Genomic DNA, 20,043 nt, shown 5'->3' with positions numbered 1-20,043 from the left:
TGTGTTCGCCGTTCGCGCCACTTACACACCCGGGGGATCCTCATGTCCGTCGCCGCCCTGAGACGTGCCGCCCGGGAGTCCGTCTCCGGGCTGCCCCGCGAGTTCTGGTGGCTGTGGACCAGCACCCTCGTCAACCGGCTCGGCGGCTTCGTCGCCACCTTCATGGCGCTGTATCTGACCCTGGACCGCGGCTACTCCGCGTCCTACGCCGGTCTCGTCGCCGCGCTGCACGGGCTCGGCGGGGTCATCTCCTCCCTCGGCGGGGGTGTCATGACCGACCGGCTCGGGCGGCGGCCCACGCTGCTCGTCTCGCAGGCCGCCACCGCCCTCTCCGTGACCGCGCTCGGGTTCGTGCACCACCCCGCCGCCATCGCGGGCGTCGCCTTCCTCGTCGGTATGGCCTCCAACGCCTCCCGGCCCGCCGTGCAGGCGATGATGGCCGACATCGTCCGGCCCGAGGACCGCGTCCGCGCCTTCTCGCTCAACTACTGGGCCATCAACCTCGGCTTCGCCGTCTCCTCCATGGGCGCCGGGTTCATCGCCGAGTACAGCTATCAGGCCGGCTTCCTGATCGAGGGCGTCATGACCATGGCCTGCGCGATCGTCGTCTTCCTGAAGCTGCCCGAGTCCCGGCCCGAGCGGACCGAGACGGCGAAGGCCGAGGAGAGCACCGGAGGACTCGCGGCCGTGCTGCGGGACGGGCGGTTCATGGGACTCGTCGGGCTGTCCTTCCTGATCGCCCTGATCTTCCAGCAGGGCGCCATCGGACTGCCCGTCGCCATGGGCGACGCCGGATTCACCCCGGCCGACTACGGCATGGCCATCGCCGTCAACGGCGTCCTGATCGTCGTCCTGCAGATCCCGGTCACCCGGTTCATCGAGCACCGGGACCCGCGTCGGCTGCTCGTGATCTCCTCCCTGCTCGCCGGGTACGGCTTCGGGCTCACCGCCTTCGCCGGGTCCGTCGGCCTGTTCGCCCTCACCGTCTGCGTCTGGACCCTCGCGGAGATCGTCAACGCCCCGACCCAGACCAGCCTGGTCGTCCGTCTCTCCCCCGCCCACGGCCGGGGCCGCTACCAGGGCATGTACACGATGTCCTGGGCCGTCGCCTCGCTCGTCGCCCCGCTGATGTCCGGTGTCGTCATCGACCGGTACGGGGCGGAGTGGCTGTGGGGGCTGTGCGCGGTGATCGGCACGCTCGCCGGGGTCGGGTACGGCATGCTCATGCGCGGCCTGCCGGCCGAGGAGACCGTCGCCGAGTCCCCGGCTCCGGCCCGCCCGAAGACCCCCGCCGCCTGACCGTCAGGGGTGCATCCGCGCCCCCTTCACCACCTTGTCCACGGCGTTCCGCGGCCCGTACACCGCGAGCCCCACCAGGTCGAGGTCCGGTGTGGACACGGCCCGTACGGCGGCCCGGTTGTCCCGGTCGTTGCCGGTGGCGAACAGGTCGGACGTGAAGACGGCACGCGGCAGCGCCCGCGACAGCACGCGCGCGTGCGCCGCCGTCAGCGTCTCCTTGGAGCCCTCGAAGACCAGCACGGGCTGCCGGAACATCGGCAGATACGCCACCCCGTCGGCGTCCTCGTACGGCTCCCCGATCACCTCGGGGACCTCCGTCCCCAGGCCGCTGACCAGGAACGCGGTCACATTCAGCTGCTGCCAGGGCTCCAGGTCCTCGCGCAGGACCACGGCGATCTTCGTGTCGAATCGAAAAGGCTGCTCGCTCATACTCCGAGACTGCTGAAAACCGTACGACCTCGTCTTGTACGTTTTTTGCATGGCCGCGCAGCCCGAAGTGACCGCCTGGCGTCCCCGTGTCCCGGGCGTCGTCGAGGTCTTCCACGCGCACTTCACCGAGTACGCCTATCCGATGCACGTCCACGAGGCCTGGACCCTGCTCATCGTCGACGACGGCGCCGTCCGCTACGACCTCGACCGGCACGAGCACGGCACCCCGCACGACACGGTGACCCTGCTGCCGCCGCACGTCCCGCACAACGGATCCGCCGCCACCCCGCACGGCTTCCGCAAACGCGTCCTCTACCTCGACTCCTCCCACCTCCCCGACGACCTCATCGGAGCCGCCGTCGACACCCCCGACCTCCGCGACCCCCTGCTCCGGCACCGCGTCGGCCAACTGCACACCGCCCTCGCCCTGGCCGGCGAGGAACTGGAGGCCGAGAGCCGGCTGACGCTCATCGGGGAACGGCTGCGCGAGCATCTGAGGCCGCGGCCGCACACCGGAAGCGGCCCCGCCCTCGCCCGCCGTCTGCGCGAACTCCTCGACGAACGCGTCGTGGAGGGGATCACGCTGGAGGAGGCCGCGAGGATCCTCGCCGCCCATCCCGCCCATCTCGTACGGGCGTTCAGCGGCGCCTACGGCATCGCCCCGCACCAGTACCTGACCTCGCGCCGCGTCGAACGCGCCCGCCGCCTCCTGCTCTCGGGCGCGCGTCCGGCCGAGGCGGCCCTCGGCACCGGCTTCTACGACCAGGCCCATCTCACCCGGCACTTCAGGCGTCTGGTGGGGGTGACGCCGGGCCGCTACCGGGACAGCTCGCGCTGAGCGTCGTACAGATTGCGCGGGCGGACGACGTCCGTCGTGCCGTACAGCTCAAGTCGGCTGTGCAGGTCGCCGGTGAAGTCGGGGCGCGGGTGAACTCCCGCCAGATGGAAGGGACCTCAACGGCCTTCGCCGTGCCGGCCGTCGCGCCGATGGCCACCGCGGTGGCGCCGATCAGGAGGGTGCGGTTACGGGGAAGGGGGTGTGCGTGAGCTACGGGCGCTCGGTCAGATGCTTGAACGCATCCAGATTCCGGGTCGACTCACCCCGGGCCACCCGCCACTCGTACTCCTTGCGGATGGCGCTCGTGAAGCCCAGTTCCAGCAGGGTGTTGAAGGCGCCGTCAGCGGCCTCCAGGGTCTGGCCGAGCAGGCGGTCCAGTTCGTCGGGGGAGACGGCCGACAGGGGGAGCTTGGCGGTGACGTACACGTCGCCGAGCTGGTCGACGGCGTAACTGACGCCGTACAGCTTGAGGTTGCGCTCCAGGAGCCAGCGGTGGACGCCGGACTCGTTCTCGTCGGGGTGGCGGATGACGAAGGCGTTGAGCGACAGGGAGTGACGGCCGACCAGCAGCGAGACCGTCGTCGACAGCTTGCGCGTGCCGGGGAGTTTCACCACGTAGGTGCCGGGGTCGGGGCTCTCCCACTCCAGTGCCGCGTCCTGGAGGAAGGCCTCGACGGCCTGCTGCGCATCACCCATGGTGGGAGCGTACGTGACGGCGGTGGGCCTGGGCCGCCGCCATGTAGACGTCCGCCGTGGCGGCGGCCGCGGTGTCCCAGCCGAAGGACTGGGCGTGCCGGGCCGCTGCGGCGCCCATCCGGGCGGACAGATACGGCTCGTCGGCGAAATCACGCAGCACGCGCGCGTAGGCGGCGGGTTGGTGGCCCTGCACGAGGAAGCCGGTCCGCCCGTCGCGCACGGCCACCGGCAGTCCCCCGACCGCCGCCGCGAGCACCGGCGTACCCGCTGCCTGTGCCTCTATGGCGACCAGGCCGAAGGACTCGCTGTAGGACGGCATGACGAGGACCGAGGCGGCCCGGAACCAGTCCGCGAGCTGATCCTGGCCGACGGGCGGGTGGAACCGTACGACGTCGGCGATGCCGAGCCGCGCGGCGAGCTTCTGCAGGCCCTCCGGCTTGGCGAGGCCGCTGCCGCTGGGGCCGCCGACCACGGGGACGAGCATGCGGGAGCGCAGCTCGGGGCGCTCGTCGAGGAGGACGGCGACCGCGCGGAGGAGGACGTCGGGGGCCTTCAGTGGCTGGATGCGGCCCGCGAAGAGCGGGATCAGGGCGTCCTGGGGCAGACCGAGGCGGGCCCGGGCGGCGGCGCGGCCGTCGGCGGGCGAGAAGCGTTCGAGGTTGACGCCGGGGTGGACCACGGCGACCTTGCCGGGGTCCGCGTGGTAGTGGCGGACGAGCTCGACGGACTCCTCCGCGGTGTTCGCGATGAGCCGGTCGGCGGCGGCGACGATCTGGGTCTCGCCGATGACCCGGGCGGCGGGCTCGGGGGTGTCACCCTCGGCGAGGTTGGCGTTCTTGACCTTGGCCATGGTGTGCATGGCGTGCACCAGGGGGGTGCCCCAGCGCTGCGCGGCGAGCCAGCCGACGTGGCCGGAGAGCCAGTAGTGCGAGTGGACGAGGTCGTAGTAGCCGGGGCGGTGGCCGGCCCAGGCCTGCATCACGCCGTGGGTGAAGGCGCAGAGCTGGGCGGGGAGTTCCTCCTTGGCGAGGCCCTCGTAGGGGCCCGCATCGACATGGCGGACGAGGACTCCGGGGGCCATCTCCACGGTCGGCGGGAGGGCGGCGGTGGTCGCGCGCGTGAAGATCTCGACCTCGATGTTGATCGCGGCGAGGCGCTGCGCGAGCTCCACGATGTAGACGTTCATGCCGCCGGCGTCGCCGGTGCCGGGCTGGTGGAGCGGTGAGGTGTGCACGGAGAGCATCGCGACACGTCGGGGGCGGCGGTGCAGACGCAGCCGCGGGGGTGCCGCCGGAGAGCGGCGCCCGAGCCTGCTGACGTAGTGGCTCACGTGGCGGTCCTCCTCGCTGCGGGCATGCCTTTGGGAGGACGTGCGGGCCCTCCAGGGGGTCCAACACCGGAGGGGGTGACTCCATTTCCGGCCTGGGTTTCTTTGCCGAATCATTACCGTGAGTCGCTCAACCGTTCGAGGGTGAGGTGCGTGCACGGCGTCACCCCATACCCTTCTGAACATGACCCGCGCCGCCTCCCTCCCCCAGTCTCGGCTCCGCCCGACCGGGGGGACCCCCATCGTGGGAACGGTGACGCGCGGGACCACCAACCCCAACCGCCTGCGCCGTATGGACCGCTGGATCGCGGCCACGCACGGCGTCGAGCTGCGCCGGGCCGGGGAGCCCGTCGCGGTCGATCTCGGGTACGGCGCCGCCCCCTGGACGGCCGTGGAGCTGCTCGGGCGTCTGCGTACCGTCGCGCCACGCGCGCGTGTGGTCGGCGTCGAGATCGAACCGGCCCGGGTCGCGGCCGCGCGGCCGTACGAGCGCGAGGGGCTTGTCTTCCGGCACGGGGGGTTCGAGATCCCGATCCCCCAGCGGCCGATGCTGATCCGGGCCGCCAACGTGCTGCGGCAGTACGAGGAGGGCGAGGTCGCCGCCGTATGGGAGCGGCTGTCCGCGCGGCTGGCTCCGGCCGGCGGGGGCTCCCGGGGCGGGCTGCTGGTCGAGGGGACCTGCGACGAGATCGGGCGGCGGCATGTGTGGGTCGCGCTCGGGCCCGAGGGGCCGCGCACGGTGACCTTCGCGACCCGGCTCGGCTCTCTGGAGCGGCCGTCGGACCTCGCCGAGCGGCTGCCGAAGGCGCTCATCCACCGGAACGTTCCCGGGGAACCGGTCCATGCCTTCCTGCGGGACTTCGACCGCGCCTGGGCCGCCGCCGCGCCCTACGCCTCCTACGGCGCCCGGCAGCGCTGGATGCGGGCGGTACGCGAACTGACGTCCGACTGGCCGGTGCTGGACGGTCCGGTGCGGTGGCGGCAGGGGGAAGTCACCGTGGCGTGGGGGGCGTTGGCGCCCGTCCGCTGAGGTGCTGACCTGCGGGGAACGATCTCCGTGAGTCGTTCGTCACATAGGCGGGGTGATCGTCGTGCGAGGGCGGGAAAGGGGGGAAGCCGCAGGATGCACAGCCTCTGTCGTTTTGCGCGGCAACATGGCACGATCCCCCAGGTGTCCGTAAGTTACTGACGGTAAATCAGGTTTGGGGGACGAGGTATGGGTACGGGTAGGCGCAGCCTCATCACCGCTGCCGTCACCGTGGTCTGCGCGGTGACCGTGCTGGCGGCACCAGGCACGGCGTTCGCGAGTCCGACCCCGTCACCCACCCCGAGCGCGACCTCGACTCCGGCGTCGAACAAGGACCTTGAGGCCGTACGCAAGAAGCTGGACCGGCTCTATCACGACGCCGCCGTCGCCACCGACGCGTACAACTCGGCCGAGGAGAAGGCCGAGAAGCAGTCCGCCGAGATCGTGGCCCTGGCGAAGAAGATCGTGAAGGGCAAGAAGAAGCTCGACGACCTGAAGAAGCGGGCCGGCGCCGCGGCCGCCGCGCAGTACCGCAGCGGCGGACTGCCGGACGAGGCCCAACTGCTGCTCAGCGACGACCCGCAGGAGTTTCTCGACGGCGCGGGCCGGGTGATCCAGGGCGAGCGCGCCACCAAGGGACTGCTCGGCGAACTGACCCGCACCCAGCAGGACTTGGAGCAGTACGCGAAGGACGCCTCCGCCCAGTGGGAGAAGCTGGAGGCGGGCCGCAAGACCAAGGCCAAGGCCAAGGCCAAGATCAAGAAGCAGATCGCGGCCGCCAAGAAGCTGGAGTCGGAGCTGGAGGCGGAGGAGAAGGAGCGCCTCGCCGAACTGGAGCGGCAGGCCGCCGACAAGGCGCAGACCGCCTGGCTGGACTCCGGGATACTCGACGAGATCGACGGCAAGGCGTCCGCGCAGGGCAAGAAGGCCGTGGCGTACGCCACCGCACAGTTGGGCAAGCCATACGAATGGGGCGCCGAGGGGCCTGATTCCTTCGACTGCTCCGGGCTGACCTCACAGGCCTGGGCGGCGGCGGGAGTGCCGATTCCGCGCACTTCGCAGGAACAGTGGAAGCAGCTCAAGCGCATCGGCATCGAGGACATGCGCCCCGGCGACCTCATCATCTGCAACGACGACGCCAGTCATGTCGCCATGTACATCGGCGACGGCGCGATCGTGCAGTCCCCGCGCCCCGGACGCACGGTGACCGTCGCGGGAGCGGGGTCCATGCCGATCCTGGCGGTCGTACGACCGGACGCCTGAGACCGGAGTCACGCGTACGGCCCCCGGGGTGACCGGGGCCACGTGACGCACTGCACGCGGGCGGCCGTTCCAAACCCCGGGCGGACGTGACGTTCGTCATCCCCGGGGCCCGGCCGCCCTGCCCAACTGCGGTAGGGAACGCGGCATATGACGGTGGCCAGCCGCTGAACGGCGTGGCCTGCACCATTCCTTTGCGGTGCCGACTACCGCTATGGTCCCCGTCGGTGGGTCGAGGTCCCTCGTCCCCGCCATGCCCTCGGGGGGAGGGAAGGAACCCAAGACGATGCCCGTACCCGTACCGCGGCAGAGAGCGATCCCGGCCGTGGAGAGTGGTCAGGCGCAGACGGCCGCGCCCACAGGCGGCGGCCCCTCGGCCGAGAAGGCCCCGCGCAAGGACGACACGGTCGAGCACACACACAACCCCGGTGCCGCCGGCACCGCCCACACCCAGCTGACGCTGCTGCTCATCGGGGACGATCCGGGCGGCTCCACCGTCCTGCCCGAACTGCTCGACTGGGCGGGCAAGCCGATCCGGGTGCGCACCGCCCGCAACCTCACCGAGGCCGAGCGGCTGCTCACCGACGACGTCCACTGCATCCTGCTGGACCTGACGCTGCCCGCGCCCGGCCGCGGGGACGACAGCGACGAGCTCGCCGTACTCAAGCACGTGCTGGAGCTCGCGCCGCGGCACGCCGTCCTCGCCCTCACCGCGTCCGGCGACGCCGAGAGCGGCGCGGAGGCGGTGCGGGTGGGCGCCCAGGACTATCTCCTCCGTGACGAGCTGGACGGCCGGCTGCTGAGCCGCGCGATCCGGTACGCGGTGGAGCGGAAACGTTCCGACTCGGCCGAGCGCCGGCTTGCCGAGGGCCGGGTGCGGGCGCAGGAGAACCGACGCCTTGAGCGGGGGCTGCTGCCCACGCCGCTGCTGGAAGGGTCGTCCCTGCGGTTCGCCGCCCGGTATCGCCCGGGTCGTTCGCGGGCGCTGCTCGGCGGTGACTTCTACGACGTCGTACGGACGTCCGACGGCACGGTGCACGCCATGATCGGTGACGTCTGTGGACACGGACCCGACGAGGCCGCGCTCGGTGTCGAGCTGCGGATCGCCTGGCGGGCCCTGACGCTGGCCGGGCTGTGCGGGGACGAGCTGCTGTCGACGCTTCAGCAGGTCCTTGAGCACGAGCGGGCGGATGACGAGATCTTCGCGACGCTGTGCACGGTGGACATCGCGCCGGACGGACGGCGGGCGGGGTTGTGCCTCGCGGGCCATCCGTCGCCGTTGCTCGCCCGTCCCGGGCGGGCGGCGCAGCTGCTGCCGTACGACAACAACGGTCCGGCGCTCGGGCTGCTGTCCGGGGCTCGGTGGCCTCGGATGCAGGTGGAGCTGGGCGCCGAGTGGAGCCTGATGCTCTACACCGACGGGCTGATCGAGGGCCGGATCGGCGAGGGCAAGGAGCGGCTCGGTCAGGACGGGATGGTGTCCATGGTGCGGCGGCAGCTCGCGCAGGGACTGCGCGGCGAGGCCCTGCTCGGGGCTGCCGTCAATGAGGTCCGGGACCTCAATGGTGGTGAGCTGACCGATGACGTGGCGGTGCTGCTGCTCGATCGGGTGGGGTGAGCGGTAGTAGTTACCGTCCGCCGTTCCACGGGCCGTACGGGCCGTCGCTGCTCGAACCGCGCCGCGTGTTGCGGCCGCCCCCGGGCAGGCTGCGGATCGCCGGGCGGACGTCGACCATGTAGACGATGGTCGCGATGAGGCCGATGATCGGCAGGAACGACAGGATGTTGAAGATCAGGTTCACCACGAAGGCGAGCCCGAGGATGATGAGCCAGAACGGCTTGGTCTTCTTGTCGGCCGCGCGGTAGGCGTCCTCGCGGCGCGTGGCGGCGTCGATCAGCGCGAAGCCGCTGAAAAGGATCAGGGCCATGCTCAGCAGCCACATGAAGTTTGCGAAGCCCTGCATCAGCACTACGTCCACCACCCGACTCGGCTCGTCCCTACGCGGTCACCGTACCCGCAACGGCAGGCCCGCTACCCGGTCAACGGGCCGAGCACCCGGTAAGTGCCCGACCCGTCCGGTTGTCGCCCCGCGCGGTTACTTCGCGGGCGGGGTCGTCTTCTTGGCGGTCGTCGTCTTGCGCGGCGCCGTCTTCTTGGCGGTGGTGGACCTCTTCGGCGCGGCCGTCGCGGCGGGCTTTGCCTCGGCCGGCTTGTCCTCTTCCTTGACCTCGACGGGCTCGGCGTTCGGCTCGACGGCCACGGCGAGCTCCTCGATCCCCTCGGCCGCCTCGCCGCGCCAGGTCTTCACGGCCTGCTCGCCGTGCTCGGCGACCTTCTCGTAGGTCTCACGGGCCTTCACGGCGTACTCGGCGGCCACGCCGACGCCGCGCAGCGCGAAGTCCTGAGCGCTCTCGCCGATCTTCTTCAGGTCGGCGTCGAGGGTGCTGCCGAGCTTCTTCAGGTCACCGTCGAGGGTGCCGATGAACTCGCTGACCTTCGCCTGGAGGGTCTCCTGCGTCTCCTTGACGCGGGCCTGCGCCTCCTTGGCGCGGGTGGCGGCCTTCTCCTGGACGGCCTTCGGGTCGGTGTTGCGCACGGCCTCGATCCGGGCCGGGGCCTCGGCGCGCAGCTGCTCCACCAGGCTCGGGACCTTCTTGGCCTGCTGGAAGGCCAGGTCGGCGGTGCCGGCGGCGAAGTAGAGCGGGGTCGGGTCGCTGAGGGTCTTACGGAGGTCGTCGGTGATGGCCATGGTGATGGTCCTCCCGGGTCGCTTGCAGATGAGGGTGGTGTGGGTGTGGTCCCGCGGGCGCGTGCGACGGCGGCCGGTTGCCCGGCTCAGCCGGCCGACTGCCGCGGCTCCTGCGGGTCCTCGGTGTCCGTTATCACGTCTGCTACGTCGGCGTCCTTGCCGTCGTCTAGCTGGACGGGCCCGGCGTCGTCGCCGGGGTCAGTGCCCGTCATGGCGTCCTCGGCCGCCGTGATCCCCAAGCCGTTCTCCTTGCGGAAGGACTCGTAGATCTGGAGCAGCGCCTGCTTCTGCTGCTCGCTCAGCGTGGGATCGGCGAGGATGACGGCGCGCGTCTCCACCTCGTTCCGGTCCCGCTCGGCGTCCAGGATTCCGGCCCGCACATACAGCGTCTCGGCGGAGATCCGCAGCGCCTTGGCGACCTGCTGGAGCACCTCCGCGCTCGGCTTGCGCAGCCCGCGCTCGATCTGGCTCAGGTACGGGTTGGACACCCCGGCGGCATCGGCGAGCTGCCGCAACGAGAGCTGGGCGTTTCGCCGCTGCTCGCGCAGGTACTCACCGAGATTGCCGACGTTGAGCGTTGCCATACCCCCACCTTGCACCACCCCCGCTAACTATTGCAAGCACCTGCTTGCAATAGTGCGCCACGTCATGCCGCAGCCGCGCTGCGCTAGCGTCGGGCCCGTGATCGTATGGCTCAACGGCACCCATGGCGCGGGCAAGACGACGACCAGTGCGCTGGTGCAGCGGCTGATCCCGGATTCGCGGGTGTTCGACGCCGAGAAGGTCGGCGAGACGCTCATGGACATCACGCCGGCGCTGCCCGCGACGGACAACTTCCAGCACTGGCCGCCGTGGCGGCCGCTCGTCGTGGAGACCGCCCGCCGGGTGCTCGACTACACCGGCGGGACTCTGGTGGTGCCCATGACCGTGCTGGTCGAGGAGTACTGGCGCGAGATCAGTGCGGGCCTGGCCCAACACGCCATTCCGGTACGGCACTTCGTTCTCCACGCCGACCAGGACACCCTCCGCGGGCGCATCGCGGGCGACACGGTGCTCGGCCCCGACTCCCCGTTCCGCCTCCACTACCTTGAGCCCTACGCCGAGGCGGCCCGCACCTGGCTGCACGCCGAGGCCGAGGTCGTCGACACCACGCACCTCACGCCCGCTCAGGCCGCCCGGCGGATCGCGGAGGCCGTCAAGAGCTGAGGTTCAGCGCAGCGTCAGGCGGGTCTCCGCCCCGATGCGTGTCAGCTTCTCGGGGTTGCGGACGTAGTAGAGGCCGGTGATGCGGTCGTCGGCCAGGCGGACCGCCATGATGCCGTCGGTCTCGCCGTTCACGCGCAGGGCGAGGGCCGGGTGGCCGTTGATGACGGTGGGCTCGTAGGCGATCGTGACCTTGGCCTTTCCGATGCCGCCGATGATGTAGCGGCCCACCCGGTCGGCGCCGAGGATCGGGCGCACGGCCCCCTGCTTGAGCCCGCCGCCGTCGGCCATGAGGACGACGTCGGGGGCGAGGACGTCGAGCAGACCCTGGAGGTCGCCGGTCTCCAGGGTGCGCCGGAAGGAGTCCAGCGCCGCCCGGGTCCGGCTCGCGGAGACGGCCTCGCGAGGGCGGCGGGACTCGACGTGCTGCCGGGCGCGGTGGGCGATCTGGCGTACCGCCGCGGGGGTCTTGTCGACGGCGGCGGCGATCTCGTCGTAGCCGACGTCGAAGACCTCGCGGAGGACGAAGACGGCGCGTTCCGTCGGCGTGAGGGTCTCCAGGACGAGCATGAGCGCGATCGAGACACTCTCGGCCAGCTCGACATCCTCGGCCACGTCCGGCGAGGTGAGCAGCGGCTCCGGCAGCCAGGGGCCCACGTACGCCTCCTTGCGGCGCTTCATGCTGCGCAGGCGGTTGAGCGCCTGCCGGGTGGTCATCCGGACCAGGTAGGCCCGGGGGTCACGCACCTGGTCCAGGTCGAGTTCGACCCACCGCAGCCAGGTCTCCTGGAGAACGTCCTCGGCGTCGGCCGCCGAGCCGAGCATCTCGTAGGCGACGGTGAACAGGAGGCTGCGGCGGGCGACGAAGATCTCGGTCGCCTGGTCGGTGGCGTGATCACTCATGGTCGTTTCTCTCCCCAGTACGGGCGCGGACTAGGCCACGTGTTCGGCGGTGGCCTCGGTGCGCCTGGCCTCCAGGAGCTGGGCCCGCTTGGGGCCTCCCGAGACCTTGTGCAGGCGGTACGAGCCCGGCTTGTCCGCCTCGCCGGACAGATGCCCGACGATGCCCTTGCACACGAACTCCTTGAGCTTCGCGCCGGGGCGGCCGCCGATGTGGAACCACACCGCCAGGTCGTACCGGTGGGCGAACTGGAAGATGCCGGCCCGTCGGCCGATGCTGATGCACTGCCCCGCGAAGGCCTGGTTGAGGGTCGACGGCTCCTCCCCCGCGATCCGGCTGAGCACGGTGTCCGCGGCCCGCGCGCCGAGCGGTATCGCGGCCTGGCAGCTCATCCGCAGCGGCAGGTCCGACGGGGCCGCGGAGTCGCCGGCCGCGACGATACGTACGTCGTCCACGCTGGTCAGCGTCTCGTCCGTGAGCAGGCGGCCCACGGCGTCGGTGCTCAGACCGCTGCGCGCGGCCAGATCCGGTACACCGAACCCGGCGGCCCAGATGGTCACCGCGCTCGGCACCTCACGGCCGTCGTCCAGCCGTACGGCATCCCGCGTCACGGCGGTCGCCCTGCTGCCGGGCCCGTCGAGGACGATCACGCCGAGCCCGGCCATCCGCTTGCCGACGGAACGCCGGCCGCGCGCGTGCAGATACGGCCCGAGCTCCCCGCCGCACACGAGGGTGACGGCGCGCCCCTCCTCCGCCAGCTCGGCGGCGACCTCGATACCGAGCGGCCCGGCGCCGACGACCGTGACCGGGGCGGAGACGGGCGTGTCGAACAGGACCGTCCGCAGCCGCTCCGCCTCCTCGAGTGTGGCGACGGGACGGGCGAACTCGGCGGCACCGGGGACACCCGGATCGGCGCTGCCGCTCCCCACGGCGTAGACGAGACAGTCGTACGAGACCGTGCCCCCGGAAGCCAGGACCACCCCGCGCCCGGCGGCGTCGATCCGGCTCACGGAGTCGACGACGAGCCGCACCCCGTCGGCCAGCACCTCCCGGTACTCGGCCACGGCGTCATGGGACCCGCCCACCAGCTGATGCAGCCGCACCCGCTCGACGAAACTCGCCCGCGGATTGACGACGGTCACCCGCACGTCCTCGCGCTGCGTCAGCCGATTGGCCGCCATCACCCCGGCGTACCCGCCCCCCACGACAACGACCTCGATGCTCTCCGTCACGGTGCCTCCTCCGATTGCAGGGATTCGGCCTTCAGACACCGGCCGGGGAGCGGATGTGACAGGACGTGATCCAGATCACTCCGCTAGGACTCCTTCGCCTCCGGCCTTCGCGCCCTGTTCCACTCCCGCATCACCGCCCACGCGTCCGCCACCGGGCCCACATGCGTCAGCTTCTCGGGGTTGATGACCGAGCGGATCGTCTGGACGCGGCCGTCCGCGATGTCGATCGCCATGATGTTGATGACCTTGCCGTCCCGGTCCCGGAAGATCACGCCCGGCTGGCCGTTCACCTCGTGGGGCTCGGCCTGGACGCCGATCAGGCCGAAGGGCTGCGACAGCGAGACCAGCAGCCGGGACACGTTCTCGGCGCCCACGATGGCCCTGGCCCACTGCGGAGCCTTGCCGCCGCCGTCGCCGACCATCTGGACGTCCCCGGCGAGCAGTTCCCGCAGTCCGTCCACGTCCCCCTCGCGGAACGCGTCGAAGAACCGCTCCGCCAGCTCGTCCCGCTCCTTGCGGTCCGCCTCGAACCTCGGCCGCCCCTCGTCCATGTGCCGCCGCGCCCGTACCGCCAGCTGACGGCACGCCGCCTCCGAGCGGTCCACCGCCGAGGCGATCTCCGGGAAACCGAACCCGAACACCTCGCGCAGCACGAACACCGCCCGCTCCAACGGCGTCAGCCGCTCCAGCAGGACCAGCGCCGCCATCGACAAGGAGTCCGCGAGCTCCGCCGAGCGTTCCGGGTCCTCGTAGGGGTCGTTCAGCAGGGGCTCGGGGAACCAGGGGCCGACGTACGCCTCCCTGCGTACCCGTGCCGACCGCAGGACGTCGATGGAGATCCGGGTGACCACGGCCGACAGATACGCCTTTGTGGACGCCGGCCGCGTCTGCACGGCCTCCCAGCGCAGCCAGGCTTCCTGCACCGCGTCCTCGGCCTCACTGACGCTGCCGAGAATCCGGTACGCGATCGCGAACAGCAGCGTCCGCAGCTCCTCGAACTCCTCTGTACGGGTCACGCCGAGAACTCCTCTGATCGCCTCGAAGCACGTCGCCTCACGCCAACTCCTCCCTGAACCCCTGCCGCCACGACGGATACCGCAGCGTCCACCCCAGCTCCCGCTTCGCCTTGGCGTTGGAGAAGCCGCGGCCCTCCGTCATCATCACCACGGCGACCTCCCCCGCCAGCAGCCGCGCCAGCCACACCGGCACCCGCATCGGCGGCTTGGCACCCGCGCAGGCGGCCAGGTGCGGCAGCCACTCGGCCGCCGGGGCGGGTTCGTCGTCGACGATGTCGTACACGCCCGTCGCCCGCTGCTCCACCGCCAGCACGGTGGCGTCGGCCGCGTCGTCGAGGTGGATCCAGGAGCAGTACCCGGTACCCCGGCCGACCAACGGGAACTGCCGCTTCCGGACGAGCGCCACCTGGTCGTCGGTCGCGCCCGCGCCGTAGAACGCGCCGTACCGCAGGGCCGCGCCGCCCGCCTTCACGACCGACTCCTCGACATGCCGGATCGCCGCCATGACCGGCTCGGCCGGGGTGCCGGTCAGGGGGTCGGTCGGATCGTCCTCGGTCTTGATCCAGCCGCCCTCGCGGATGCCGTTCCAGGCGCCGTAGCTCTGCGCGACGACATGCGGCACGCCGGTCGCCTCGGCGGCGGCCAGCAGGTGGTCGGTGCCCTCGGTGCGCAGCCGGTTGGTGGTGGCGAACCAGCGGTCCATGTGCTTGATGTCGGGCTTCCCGGCGATCGCGGTCATCTGGTGCACGACCGCATCCGGCCGGGCGGTACCCACCGCCTCCCCGACCGACATCGCGTCGAGCCCGTCCATCACGACGGCCCGGGCGCCCAGCGCCTCCAGCGCGCCCAGCTTGGCCGCGTCGGTCGTCGTAGCCGTCACCTCATGCCCCCGCGCCACCAGCCGCGGCACCAGCCTCCGCCCCAGCATCCCGGCCCCGCCTGCCACGAACACCCGCATGACCCTCACCTGCCCCTGTTCCGAGAACGGCCTCTCACCCCTGGGACGAGACAGCCCCGCCGCCTGTGACATGCCCTCCGCAGCCTGGCCCTCATACCAGGCGACCAGCGCGTTCTCGACCTGCTGCACAGCCTGGACCGCCTGCCGGGACCGGCCCATCGGGAGTTTCCCGACGGCTACGACCGGGCGGCGGCCAGGGCCCGTGCCGTGCGCTGGCGGAGCGGCTCGGGCCGCGGTTCCTGCTGGACGACCAGGTGCAGGACGCCTCTCTCGGCTTCACCGTGGACGGCCCGGGGTGCGGGGCCGGCTGAGCAACTACGGCAGCCTCGCCGCGGTCACCGAGCCCGCGGTCACCGCCCTCTCGCGCAGCGCGGGTACGTCGGAATCGGCGGCAAGGACTCCGATGGCGCCCTCCGTCGCGAGGGCGTGCCGTACTGCCGTCGCGACCGCTTCGGGCACGTCCCCGGCCCGCGTCTCGCGCCGGCGCAACTCGCCGTCCCGGCGCAGGGAACGGGCCGCCGGGACCTCCACGTCGAGGCGGGCCAGCAGCCGGTTCGCCAGGTCCGCCACCGCCGCCGGCATACGGAAACCGGTGGTCAGCGGCACCAACTCCGCGTCCGGCTTGCCCAGATGCCCGAGTAGTTCCGTCCAGGACCGTGCCGCCCACGGCGTCGTCCCCTGCGCCAGATCCCCGAGCACCGTGAGCGAGCCGAAGGGTGCCCGGCGGGCGATCGCCCGGCACTCCATGGCGGACAGGTCCTGCGCCTCGTCGACGACGACATGGCCGTAGCCCGGGGGATGTTCGATCTGCCCGGCCAGTTCGTCGAGGAGGACCAGGTCCGCGGACGACCAGCGTGCCGACTTCCACGACCGCGGCGGCTTCTCCCACAGCCGCGCCTTCTGCTCCTCGGTGTCGAGGAGGCCGCCCGCCGCCGTCGCCAACGCCTCCGGCTCCGTAAGGAGTTCGGCGAGCACCTCCTCCGGCCGCACCCGCGGCCACACCGCGTCGACATACGGCCCGGCGCCCCGCCTCCCCGACATCCCGCGCACCCAGGCGTTCGGCCGCGGCCCCGACCGCCGCTCGGCCTGCCGCCGCAGGGCCCCCACGATCCGTGTCCGCACCCGCTCCCGGCCGACGTCGTACGGCAGCTCCTCGCCCCGCACCTCCCTGACGATCCGCGCCAGTTCGCCCTCGCCGACCCGCCAGCGGTACGAGCCGTCCGGCACGACCAGCGCACCCGCCCCCTCCTCGGCCCCCCGCGCGTACAGCGCCCGGCGCAGCACCTCCGCCATCCGGGCATCGTGCTTGAGAGCCGCCGCCCGCTCCTCGTCGGCGCCCCTGACCGGATGCCGGGCGATCTCCTCCAGGAGCGTCGACTGACGTACGCCCGTCTCGCCGAGGGCCGGGAGCACCTCGGAGATATAGGCGAGGAAGGTCCGGTTGGGGCCGAGGATCAGCAGGCCGGAGCGCTGGATGCGCTGGGGGTTCATTGAGACCGGTGACCGGATCGCACCGCTCAAGCCCGTCGAGAAAGTGCCGCCGCAGCGCGTCGACCGGCGATCCCGCCGTCTCGGCGGCCACGCGCGCCGCCTCGTCCTCGTGATCGGAGATCCGGTGCAGGACGAGATCCTCCTTGGCCGGGAAGTACCGGAAGAGCGTCGGCTTCGAGATCTCCGCCGCGGCGGCGACCTCCGCGACCGACACCGCGTCGAAGCCCTTCTCCAGGAAGAGCCGGATCGCCACCTCCGACACGGCCTCGTACATCCGCCGCTTCTTGCGCTCCCGCAGGCCGATCTCGCTCATGGGCCGAGCCTACGCAGGCGGGCGCGGCGTCAGGCGAGGGCGCGGGCCAGGAAGGGGTTCGCCGTGAGGCGGGTGCGCAGCCCGAGAGATCCGGTGGCGGTCGCCAGGGTCATCGCGTACGCGTCGACGGCACGGCGGACGTTGGGGGCGTCCAGACTCGCTCCGGTCACCAGGCGGTCCAGGTCGATGTACGCGGACCGCATGATCTCGATCCGGCGGTAGGCCCGCCAGTCGGCTCGCCAGTGGGCGGTGTACTCCGGTTCCAGCAGACGCACCCAGCGTTGCTGCATGCGCTCGCGGATCTCCGACCGGGTCGGGGTCAGGTGTATGTGCCGTACCAGGTCGTAGAGCGGGTCACCGACGACCGCCATCTCCCAGTCGATGATGGTCAACGGCGGGCCGTCGCCGCGGCGCACCAGGTTCCACGGGTTCAGATCGCCGTGCAGGAGGGCGGGCTTGCGCTCTCGCACTTGATGCCGGGCCAGGATCTGCCCGAGCCGCGGGCCGTCAGGCAGCCCGAGGAGCCGGGCGAACTGCTGCGACTCCCTCGGCAGCTCACCGACAAGCTCCACCAGCTGCTCGCTCAGCCAGGTGTAGAAGGGGACATGACCGGCGGTCGGGTCGACCTTCGTGTAGTCCACCTTCGTGAGCGCGCGCAACTGGTCCACGAGGCAGTCCGCCTCGTGCGGCCGCAGTCCGTCCACCGGATGCTCGGGGGGCAGCCCGCTGCTGAGGGGCGGCCCCGCGTAGGTGTGGATGGCGAACGGCTCACCCTGATAGCTCCGGCCCAGCGCCAGGGCCCTCGGCGCCGACACCTCGCACCGCGACTCCTCGATGACGCCGAGCACCGCGTGCTCGCTCAGATAGCCGCGCTCGCGTCGGCAGATGTTCGCGACCTTGCGGCGCACCACGACCGGAAAGCCCACGCCGGACACCTCGATCACGGAGTTGAGGTGCCCGGTCCCCTTGAAGACCCGGCTGGCCGGGGCCGCGCCCTCCGCGTGCAGCGCCTTGCGCACCGCGGAGTGGGGAAAGTCCGGGCGCTCCGGAACACGGCTGTCCGACATCCACACCAGGCGCTTGTTCCGCAGCGGCGAACCGTCGGCCCTGGCCTCTCGCCACCGGAAGAGGATCCCCTCGATCTCCGGCTCCCCCGGCAGGTTCCGGAGTTCGAGCGGACCGGCCGCCGCCGTCAGCGCCTCGTGCACCCGCGCGGTCGCCTCGTCCAGGCTCTTCTGGTCGGACGAGTCCCGCAGGGATTCCGCCGCGCGCATGACGTCCGGGTAGACCGACTGCGCCCGCTCGAAGGCGACGTAGTGGCGCAGGTCCTTGGCCAGACCGTCGACCGCCGCGGGCCGCATCCTCTCCATGGCCGCCGCCCAGGCGTCGATCACCTCGTCCCACTGGTGGGCGGGGTAGCGCGAGCGCACCAGGTGGGTCGCGAGGTCGTGCAGGGGATCGCCGTAGGTCGCCAGTTCCAGGTCGACGCAGATGAGGGGCGGGTCACCCGCGTACGACATGATCAGGTTCTCGCGGTGGAGATCGGTGTGCAGGAAGCTGTACGGCCGCCGGATCATCGCCGGGACCCGCTCGGCGAAGCGGGTCAGGGCCTCCTGGGGGATGCCGAGCGCCGCGAACAGTCCGCCGAAGGCATCCCAGTTGGGCTGCCGGATCTGCTGGTCGGCCAGGTGCGCCAGCGTCCGCAGAAAGCCTCGGCTGTCCCGGTCGTCGCGCGGCCAGCAGCCAGGCAGGGCCGGCATCGCCCGTCGGGGTACCTCGGTCGCCCTGGCCAGCAGGTCGGCCAGGGCCTTCACGAGCAGGGTGTCGAGGGGTTTGCCGTTACCGCACACGCTGGACAGCGGAACGCCCTCCACATAGCTGTGGATCGAGAACTCGCGTGCCCGGTAAAGGCACTTCGGGGACGGCAGGACGCCGTTCACGGCGTCGAGGATCGCCGCCTCGTCCTGCCAGGTCCTGATCACCACCGGCAGTGCGTCGGTACGGCGCATCCGAACCGTCACCGGCGTCTCGGAGTCGAGACCCAGGGCGTGCGCCACGTCGTCCGTGACCGGCAGGACGTAATTCTGGTTGTGGTGTCCGCGCGTCGGCCGGCCCTGCTGCGTGGCCCGCAGCACAAAGCTCCAGATCGTCTGCGAGACGGCGCGTTCCCCCAAGTGGGGAAAGGGAGAGGGTGGTGCGCCCACAGGTCGCTCCGGTGCATCGCGGGAGACGGAAGGTAAGGCCGAACATTAATCACGGGTTGTACCAGGCACGCCCTGATCCGGACTCGAACAGCCACGACGGGTGGTGGGCTGTACTGCCTCGACACGCACGCAGCGGAGCGCTGGCTCAGACGGTGCGGGAATGCTAGCGCACGGTGCCGGGGCTACCGGCGAGCTACCCGTCCGCCTCCGAGAGCCGGTGCCACACCGAGTCGAACCACGAGCGCATGGTGTCCACGAAGACGGATCCCGGGGAGTCCGGGTCGTCGTCCTTGACGTGGTGGGTCAGGGTGGCGCCGAGGCCCAGTACGTCGAGGGCCTCGATCACCTCGCCGGTGTCCAGCTCCATCCGGCGCTCGATGACCTCGTACATGCCGTGCAGGGCCTCGACGCCGCCCAGCAGATAGAGCTTGAAGGCGGGGACCAGCGGGACGCGCCGGATCTCCACCTGGGCCGACGGCACCAGCTCCTCGGTCTGCAGGTCCCTGAGCAGGCGCCGCAACGATGCCGAGGTCCTGCGGCTGGTCTCGCGCATCCGCTCGGCCGGTCTCGGATCGACCGGGTCGGACTTGGACCGGGGGTAGGGCATGGCCAGGCTCTCGTCGGGCAGCAGCATGCGCAGCGTGATGCTCTGGGGCCGCAGCTCGCGGCGTCGGATGCGCTCCGCCTGGAGACGGACGTGGGCCTCCAGTGACTCCGAGGTCAACGTGTAGACGTCCAGGGCGACATCGGGTCGCTGGAAGGCCTCGCTGATGAGCGGGCCGAGCGTCACGGGGGAGCTGCCGGAGGTGGCCGTCGAGGACTGTATGCGCTGGGTCTTGATCACCCGCGAGCCGCTGCCCCGGCGTGACTCGATCCAGCCTTCGCCGGCCAGCTCCCGCAGGGCGCGCTGAACCGTGTCGCGGGAGACGACGAATTCGTCGGCGAGATCACGCTGGGACGGCAGGGAGGCCCCCAACAGGTACGTCCCGTCGGTGATCCGGCTTCTGAGCACGCCAGCGAGCCTCTCGAACTCCTTGTCCACAACTGGACCGTACCGCCTGCCGTCCACTGCCGCGCCGGTTTCCGGCCAACTGGACTG

General features: G+C 71.4%; 18 protein-coding genes and 2 pseudogenes. 6 read left to right on the top strand and 14 right to left on the bottom strand.

What is annotated here, in order from left to right:
• Window positions 1-42: 42 nt before the first annotated feature.
• The gene (locus RMT89_RS23400; RefSeq protein WP_315885732.1) at window positions 43-1,299 is read left to right on the top strand and encodes an MFS transporter; all 1,257 of its coding nucleotides are present in this window, start codon (window positions 43-45) and stop codon (window positions 1,297-1,299) included.
• A gap of 3 nt (window positions 1,300-1,302) precedes the next feature.
• On the opposite strand, the gene RMT89_RS23395 is transcribed toward RMT89_RS23400, so the two are convergent.
• On the bottom strand, window positions 1,303-1,728 hold the full coding sequence (locus tag RMT89_RS23395; protein ID WP_315885731.1) for a DUF2000 domain-containing protein: 426 nt from the start codon (window positions 1,726-1,728) through the stop codon (window positions 1,303-1,305).
• A 49-nt stretch (window positions 1,729-1,777) separates the two neighbouring features.
• Here RMT89_RS23395 and RMT89_RS23390 point away from each other — a divergent pair, with 49 nt between their 5' ends.
• Window positions 1,778-2,566, top strand: coding sequence for an AraC family transcriptional regulator (locus tag RMT89_RS23390; RefSeq protein WP_315885730.1), 789 nt, complete (start codon window positions 1,778-1,780; stop codon window positions 2,564-2,566).
• 210 nt (window positions 2,567-2,776) lie between these two features.
• Here the strand turns inward: RMT89_RS23390 and RMT89_RS23385 are convergent, their stop codons facing one another.
• Together RMT89_RS23385 and mshA are read right to left on the bottom strand one after the other, a co-directional pair.
• A complete protein-coding gene (locus tag RMT89_RS23385; protein WP_315885729.1) occupies window positions 2,777-3,262 on the bottom strand; it encodes a YbjN domain-containing protein in 486 nt (161 codons plus the stop codon).
• Complete coding sequence (mshA, locus tag RMT89_RS23380; protein WP_315885728.1) at window positions 3,255-4,592, bottom strand: D-inositol-3-phosphate glycosyltransferase; 1,338 nt, start codon at window positions 4,590-4,592, stop codon at window positions 3,255-3,257. Before mshA ends, RMT89_RS23385 begins: the two co-directional genes overlap by 8 nt.
• 289 nt (window positions 4,593-4,881) lie before the next feature.
• Here mshA and RMT89_RS23375 point away from each other — a divergent pair, with 289 nt between their 5' ends.
• The 3 genes from RMT89_RS23375 to RMT89_RS23365 all read left to right on the top strand — a co-directional run bounded on the left by RMT89_RS23375 (window position 4,882) and on the right by RMT89_RS23365 (window position 8,494).
• Window positions 4,882-5,619, top strand: coding sequence for a class I SAM-dependent methyltransferase (locus RMT89_RS23375; RefSeq protein ID WP_315885757.1), 738 nt, complete (start codon window positions 4,882-4,884; stop codon window positions 5,617-5,619).
• A 186-nt stretch (window positions 5,620-5,805) separates the two neighbouring features.
• Window positions 5,806-6,879, top strand: coding sequence for a C40 family peptidase (locus tag RMT89_RS23370; protein ID WP_315885727.1), 1,074 nt, complete (start codon window positions 5,806-5,808; stop codon window positions 6,877-6,879).
• Window positions 6,880-7,162: 283 nt separating this feature from the next.
• Window positions 7,163-8,494, top strand: a complete 1,332-nt coding sequence (locus RMT89_RS23365) for a SpoIIE family protein phosphatase (protein WP_315885726.1) — start codon at window positions 7,163-7,165, stop codon at window positions 8,492-8,494.
• Between the two features lie 10 nt (window positions 8,495-8,504).
• Here RMT89_RS23365 and RMT89_RS23360 read toward each other — a convergent pair whose 3' ends face one another.
• The 3 genes from RMT89_RS23360 to RMT89_RS23350 form a co-directional block, all read right to left on the bottom strand.
• Window positions 8,505-8,840 carry a DUF2516 family protein gene (locus RMT89_RS23360; protein ID WP_315885725.1) on the bottom strand — a complete coding sequence of 112 codons (336 nt, stop codon included), beginning with the start codon at window positions 8,838-8,840 and terminating at the stop codon, window positions 8,505-8,507.
• Between the two features lie 132 nt (window positions 8,841-8,972).
• Window positions 8,973-9,626 carry a hypothetical protein gene (locus RMT89_RS23355; protein ID WP_315885724.1) on the bottom strand — a complete coding sequence of 218 codons (654 nt, stop codon included), beginning with the start codon at window positions 9,624-9,626 and terminating at the stop codon, window positions 8,973-8,975.
• Between the two features lie 86 nt (window positions 9,627-9,712).
• The gene (locus RMT89_RS23350) at window positions 9,713-10,210 is read right to left on the bottom strand and encodes a helix-turn-helix transcriptional regulator (protein WP_315885723.1); all 498 of its coding nucleotides are present in this window, start codon (window positions 10,208-10,210) and stop codon (window positions 9,713-9,715) included.
• 97 nt (window positions 10,211-10,307) lie between these two features.
• Here RMT89_RS23350 and RMT89_RS23345 point away from each other — a divergent pair, with 97 nt between their 5' ends.
• Complete coding sequence (locus RMT89_RS23345; RefSeq protein ID WP_315885722.1) at window positions 10,308-10,832, top strand: AAA family ATPase; 525 nt, start codon at window positions 10,308-10,310, stop codon at window positions 10,830-10,832.
• 3 nt (window positions 10,833-10,835) lie between these two features.
• Here RMT89_RS23345 and RMT89_RS23340 read toward each other — a convergent pair whose 3' ends face one another.
• The 8 genes and pseudogenes from RMT89_RS23340 to RMT89_RS23305 form a co-directional block, all read right to left on the bottom strand.
• Complete coding sequence (locus RMT89_RS23340) at window positions 10,836-11,732, bottom strand: RNA polymerase sigma-70 factor (protein ID WP_315885721.1); 897 nt, start codon at window positions 11,730-11,732, stop codon at window positions 10,836-10,838.
• Window positions 11,733-11,762: 30 nt separating this feature from the next.
• Window positions 11,763-12,962 (bottom strand): FAD-dependent oxidoreductase, encoded by a 1,200-nt coding sequence (locus tag RMT89_RS23335; protein WP_315885720.1) that lies wholly within the window; start codon window positions 12,960-12,962, stop codon window positions 11,763-11,765.
• A gap of 83 nt (window positions 12,963-13,045) precedes the next feature.
• Complete coding sequence (locus tag RMT89_RS23330; protein WP_315885719.1) at window positions 13,046-13,978, bottom strand: RNA polymerase sigma-70 factor; 933 nt, start codon at window positions 13,976-13,978, stop codon at window positions 13,046-13,048.
• Between the two features lie 37 nt (window positions 13,979-14,015).
• Window positions 14,016-14,936, bottom strand: a complete 921-nt coding sequence (locus RMT89_RS23325) for an NAD(P)-dependent oxidoreductase (protein ID WP_315885756.1) — start codon at window positions 14,934-14,936, stop codon at window positions 14,016-14,018.
• 327 nt (window positions 14,937-15,263) lie between these two features.
• A pseudogene (locus RMT89_RS23320) lies at window positions 15,264-16,424 on the bottom strand (AAA family ATPase); the annotation flags it as partial.
• Window positions 16,417-16,740 (bottom strand): annotated as a pseudogene (locus tag RMT89_RS23315) (TetR family transcriptional regulator); the annotation flags it as partial. The pseudogenes RMT89_RS23320 and RMT89_RS23315, both read right to left, overlap by 8 nt.
• Before the next feature lie 29 nt (window positions 16,741-16,769).
• Window positions 16,770-18,914, bottom strand: coding sequence for an aminoglycoside phosphotransferase family protein (locus RMT89_RS23310; protein WP_315885718.1), 2,145 nt, complete (start codon window positions 18,912-18,914; stop codon window positions 16,770-16,772).
• A gap of 223 nt (window positions 18,915-19,137) precedes the next feature.
• Window positions 19,138-19,986 carry a winged helix-turn-helix domain-containing protein gene (locus RMT89_RS23305; RefSeq protein ID WP_315885717.1) on the bottom strand — a complete coding sequence of 283 codons (849 nt, stop codon included), beginning with the start codon at window positions 19,984-19,986 and terminating at the stop codon, window positions 19,138-19,140.
• Between the last annotated feature and the right edge of the window lie 57 nt (window positions 19,987-20,043).

The organism is Streptomyces sp. P17 (assembly GCF_032436805.1).
In the GTDB taxonomy this organism is placed as follows: Bacteria; Actinomycetota; Actinomycetes; order Streptomycetales; family Streptomycetaceae; genus Streptomyces.
Note: the sequence above shows the minus strand (reverse complement) of the source record. Positions and strands in the feature narration are given on the sequence as shown.

Coding starts and splice junctions, on each gene's coding strand:
- RMT89_RS23365 (WP_315885726.1), top strand. CDS start 7,163: ATGCCCGTACCCGTACCGCGGCAGAGAGCGATCCCGGCCGTGGAGAGT.
- RMT89_RS23370 (WP_315885727.1), top strand. CDS start 5,806: ATGGGTACGGGTAGGCGCAGCCTCATCACCGCTGCCGTCACCGTGGTC.
- RMT89_RS23340 (WP_315885721.1), bottom strand. CDS start 11,732: ATGAGTGATCACGCCACCGACCAGGCGACCGAGATCTTCGTCGCCCGC.
- RMT89_RS23390 (WP_315885730.1), top strand. CDS start 1,778: ATGGCCGCGCAGCCCGAAGTGACCGCCTGGCGTCCCCGTGTCCCGGGC.
- RMT89_RS23350 (WP_315885723.1), bottom strand. CDS start 10,210: ATGGCAACGCTCAACGTCGGCAATCTCGGTGAGTACCTGCGCGAGCAG.
- RMT89_RS23385 (WP_315885729.1), bottom strand. CDS start 3,262: ATGGGTGATGCGCAGCAGGCCGTCGAGGCCTTCCTCCAGGACGCGGCA.
- RMT89_RS23360 (WP_315885725.1), bottom strand. CDS start 8,840: ATGCAGGGCTTCGCAAACTTCATGTGGCTGCTGAGCATGGCCCTGATC.
- RMT89_RS23395 (WP_315885731.1), bottom strand. CDS start 1,728: ATGAGCGAGCAGCCTTTTCGATTCGACACGAAGATCGCCGTGGTCCTG.
- RMT89_RS23400 (WP_315885732.1), top strand. CDS start 43: ATGTCCGTCGCCGCCCTGAGACGTGCCGCCCGGGAGTCCGTCTCCGGG.
- RMT89_RS23375 (WP_315885757.1), top strand. CDS start 4,882: ATGGACCGCTGGATCGCGGCCACGCACGGCGTCGAGCTGCGCCGGGCC.
- RMT89_RS23355 (WP_315885724.1), bottom strand. CDS start 9,626: ATGGCCATCACCGACGACCTCCGTAAGACCCTCAGCGACCCGACCCCG.
- RMT89_RS23325 (WP_315885756.1), bottom strand. CDS start 14,936: ATGCGGGTGTTCGTGGCAGGCGGGGCCGGGATGCTGGGGCGGAGGCTG.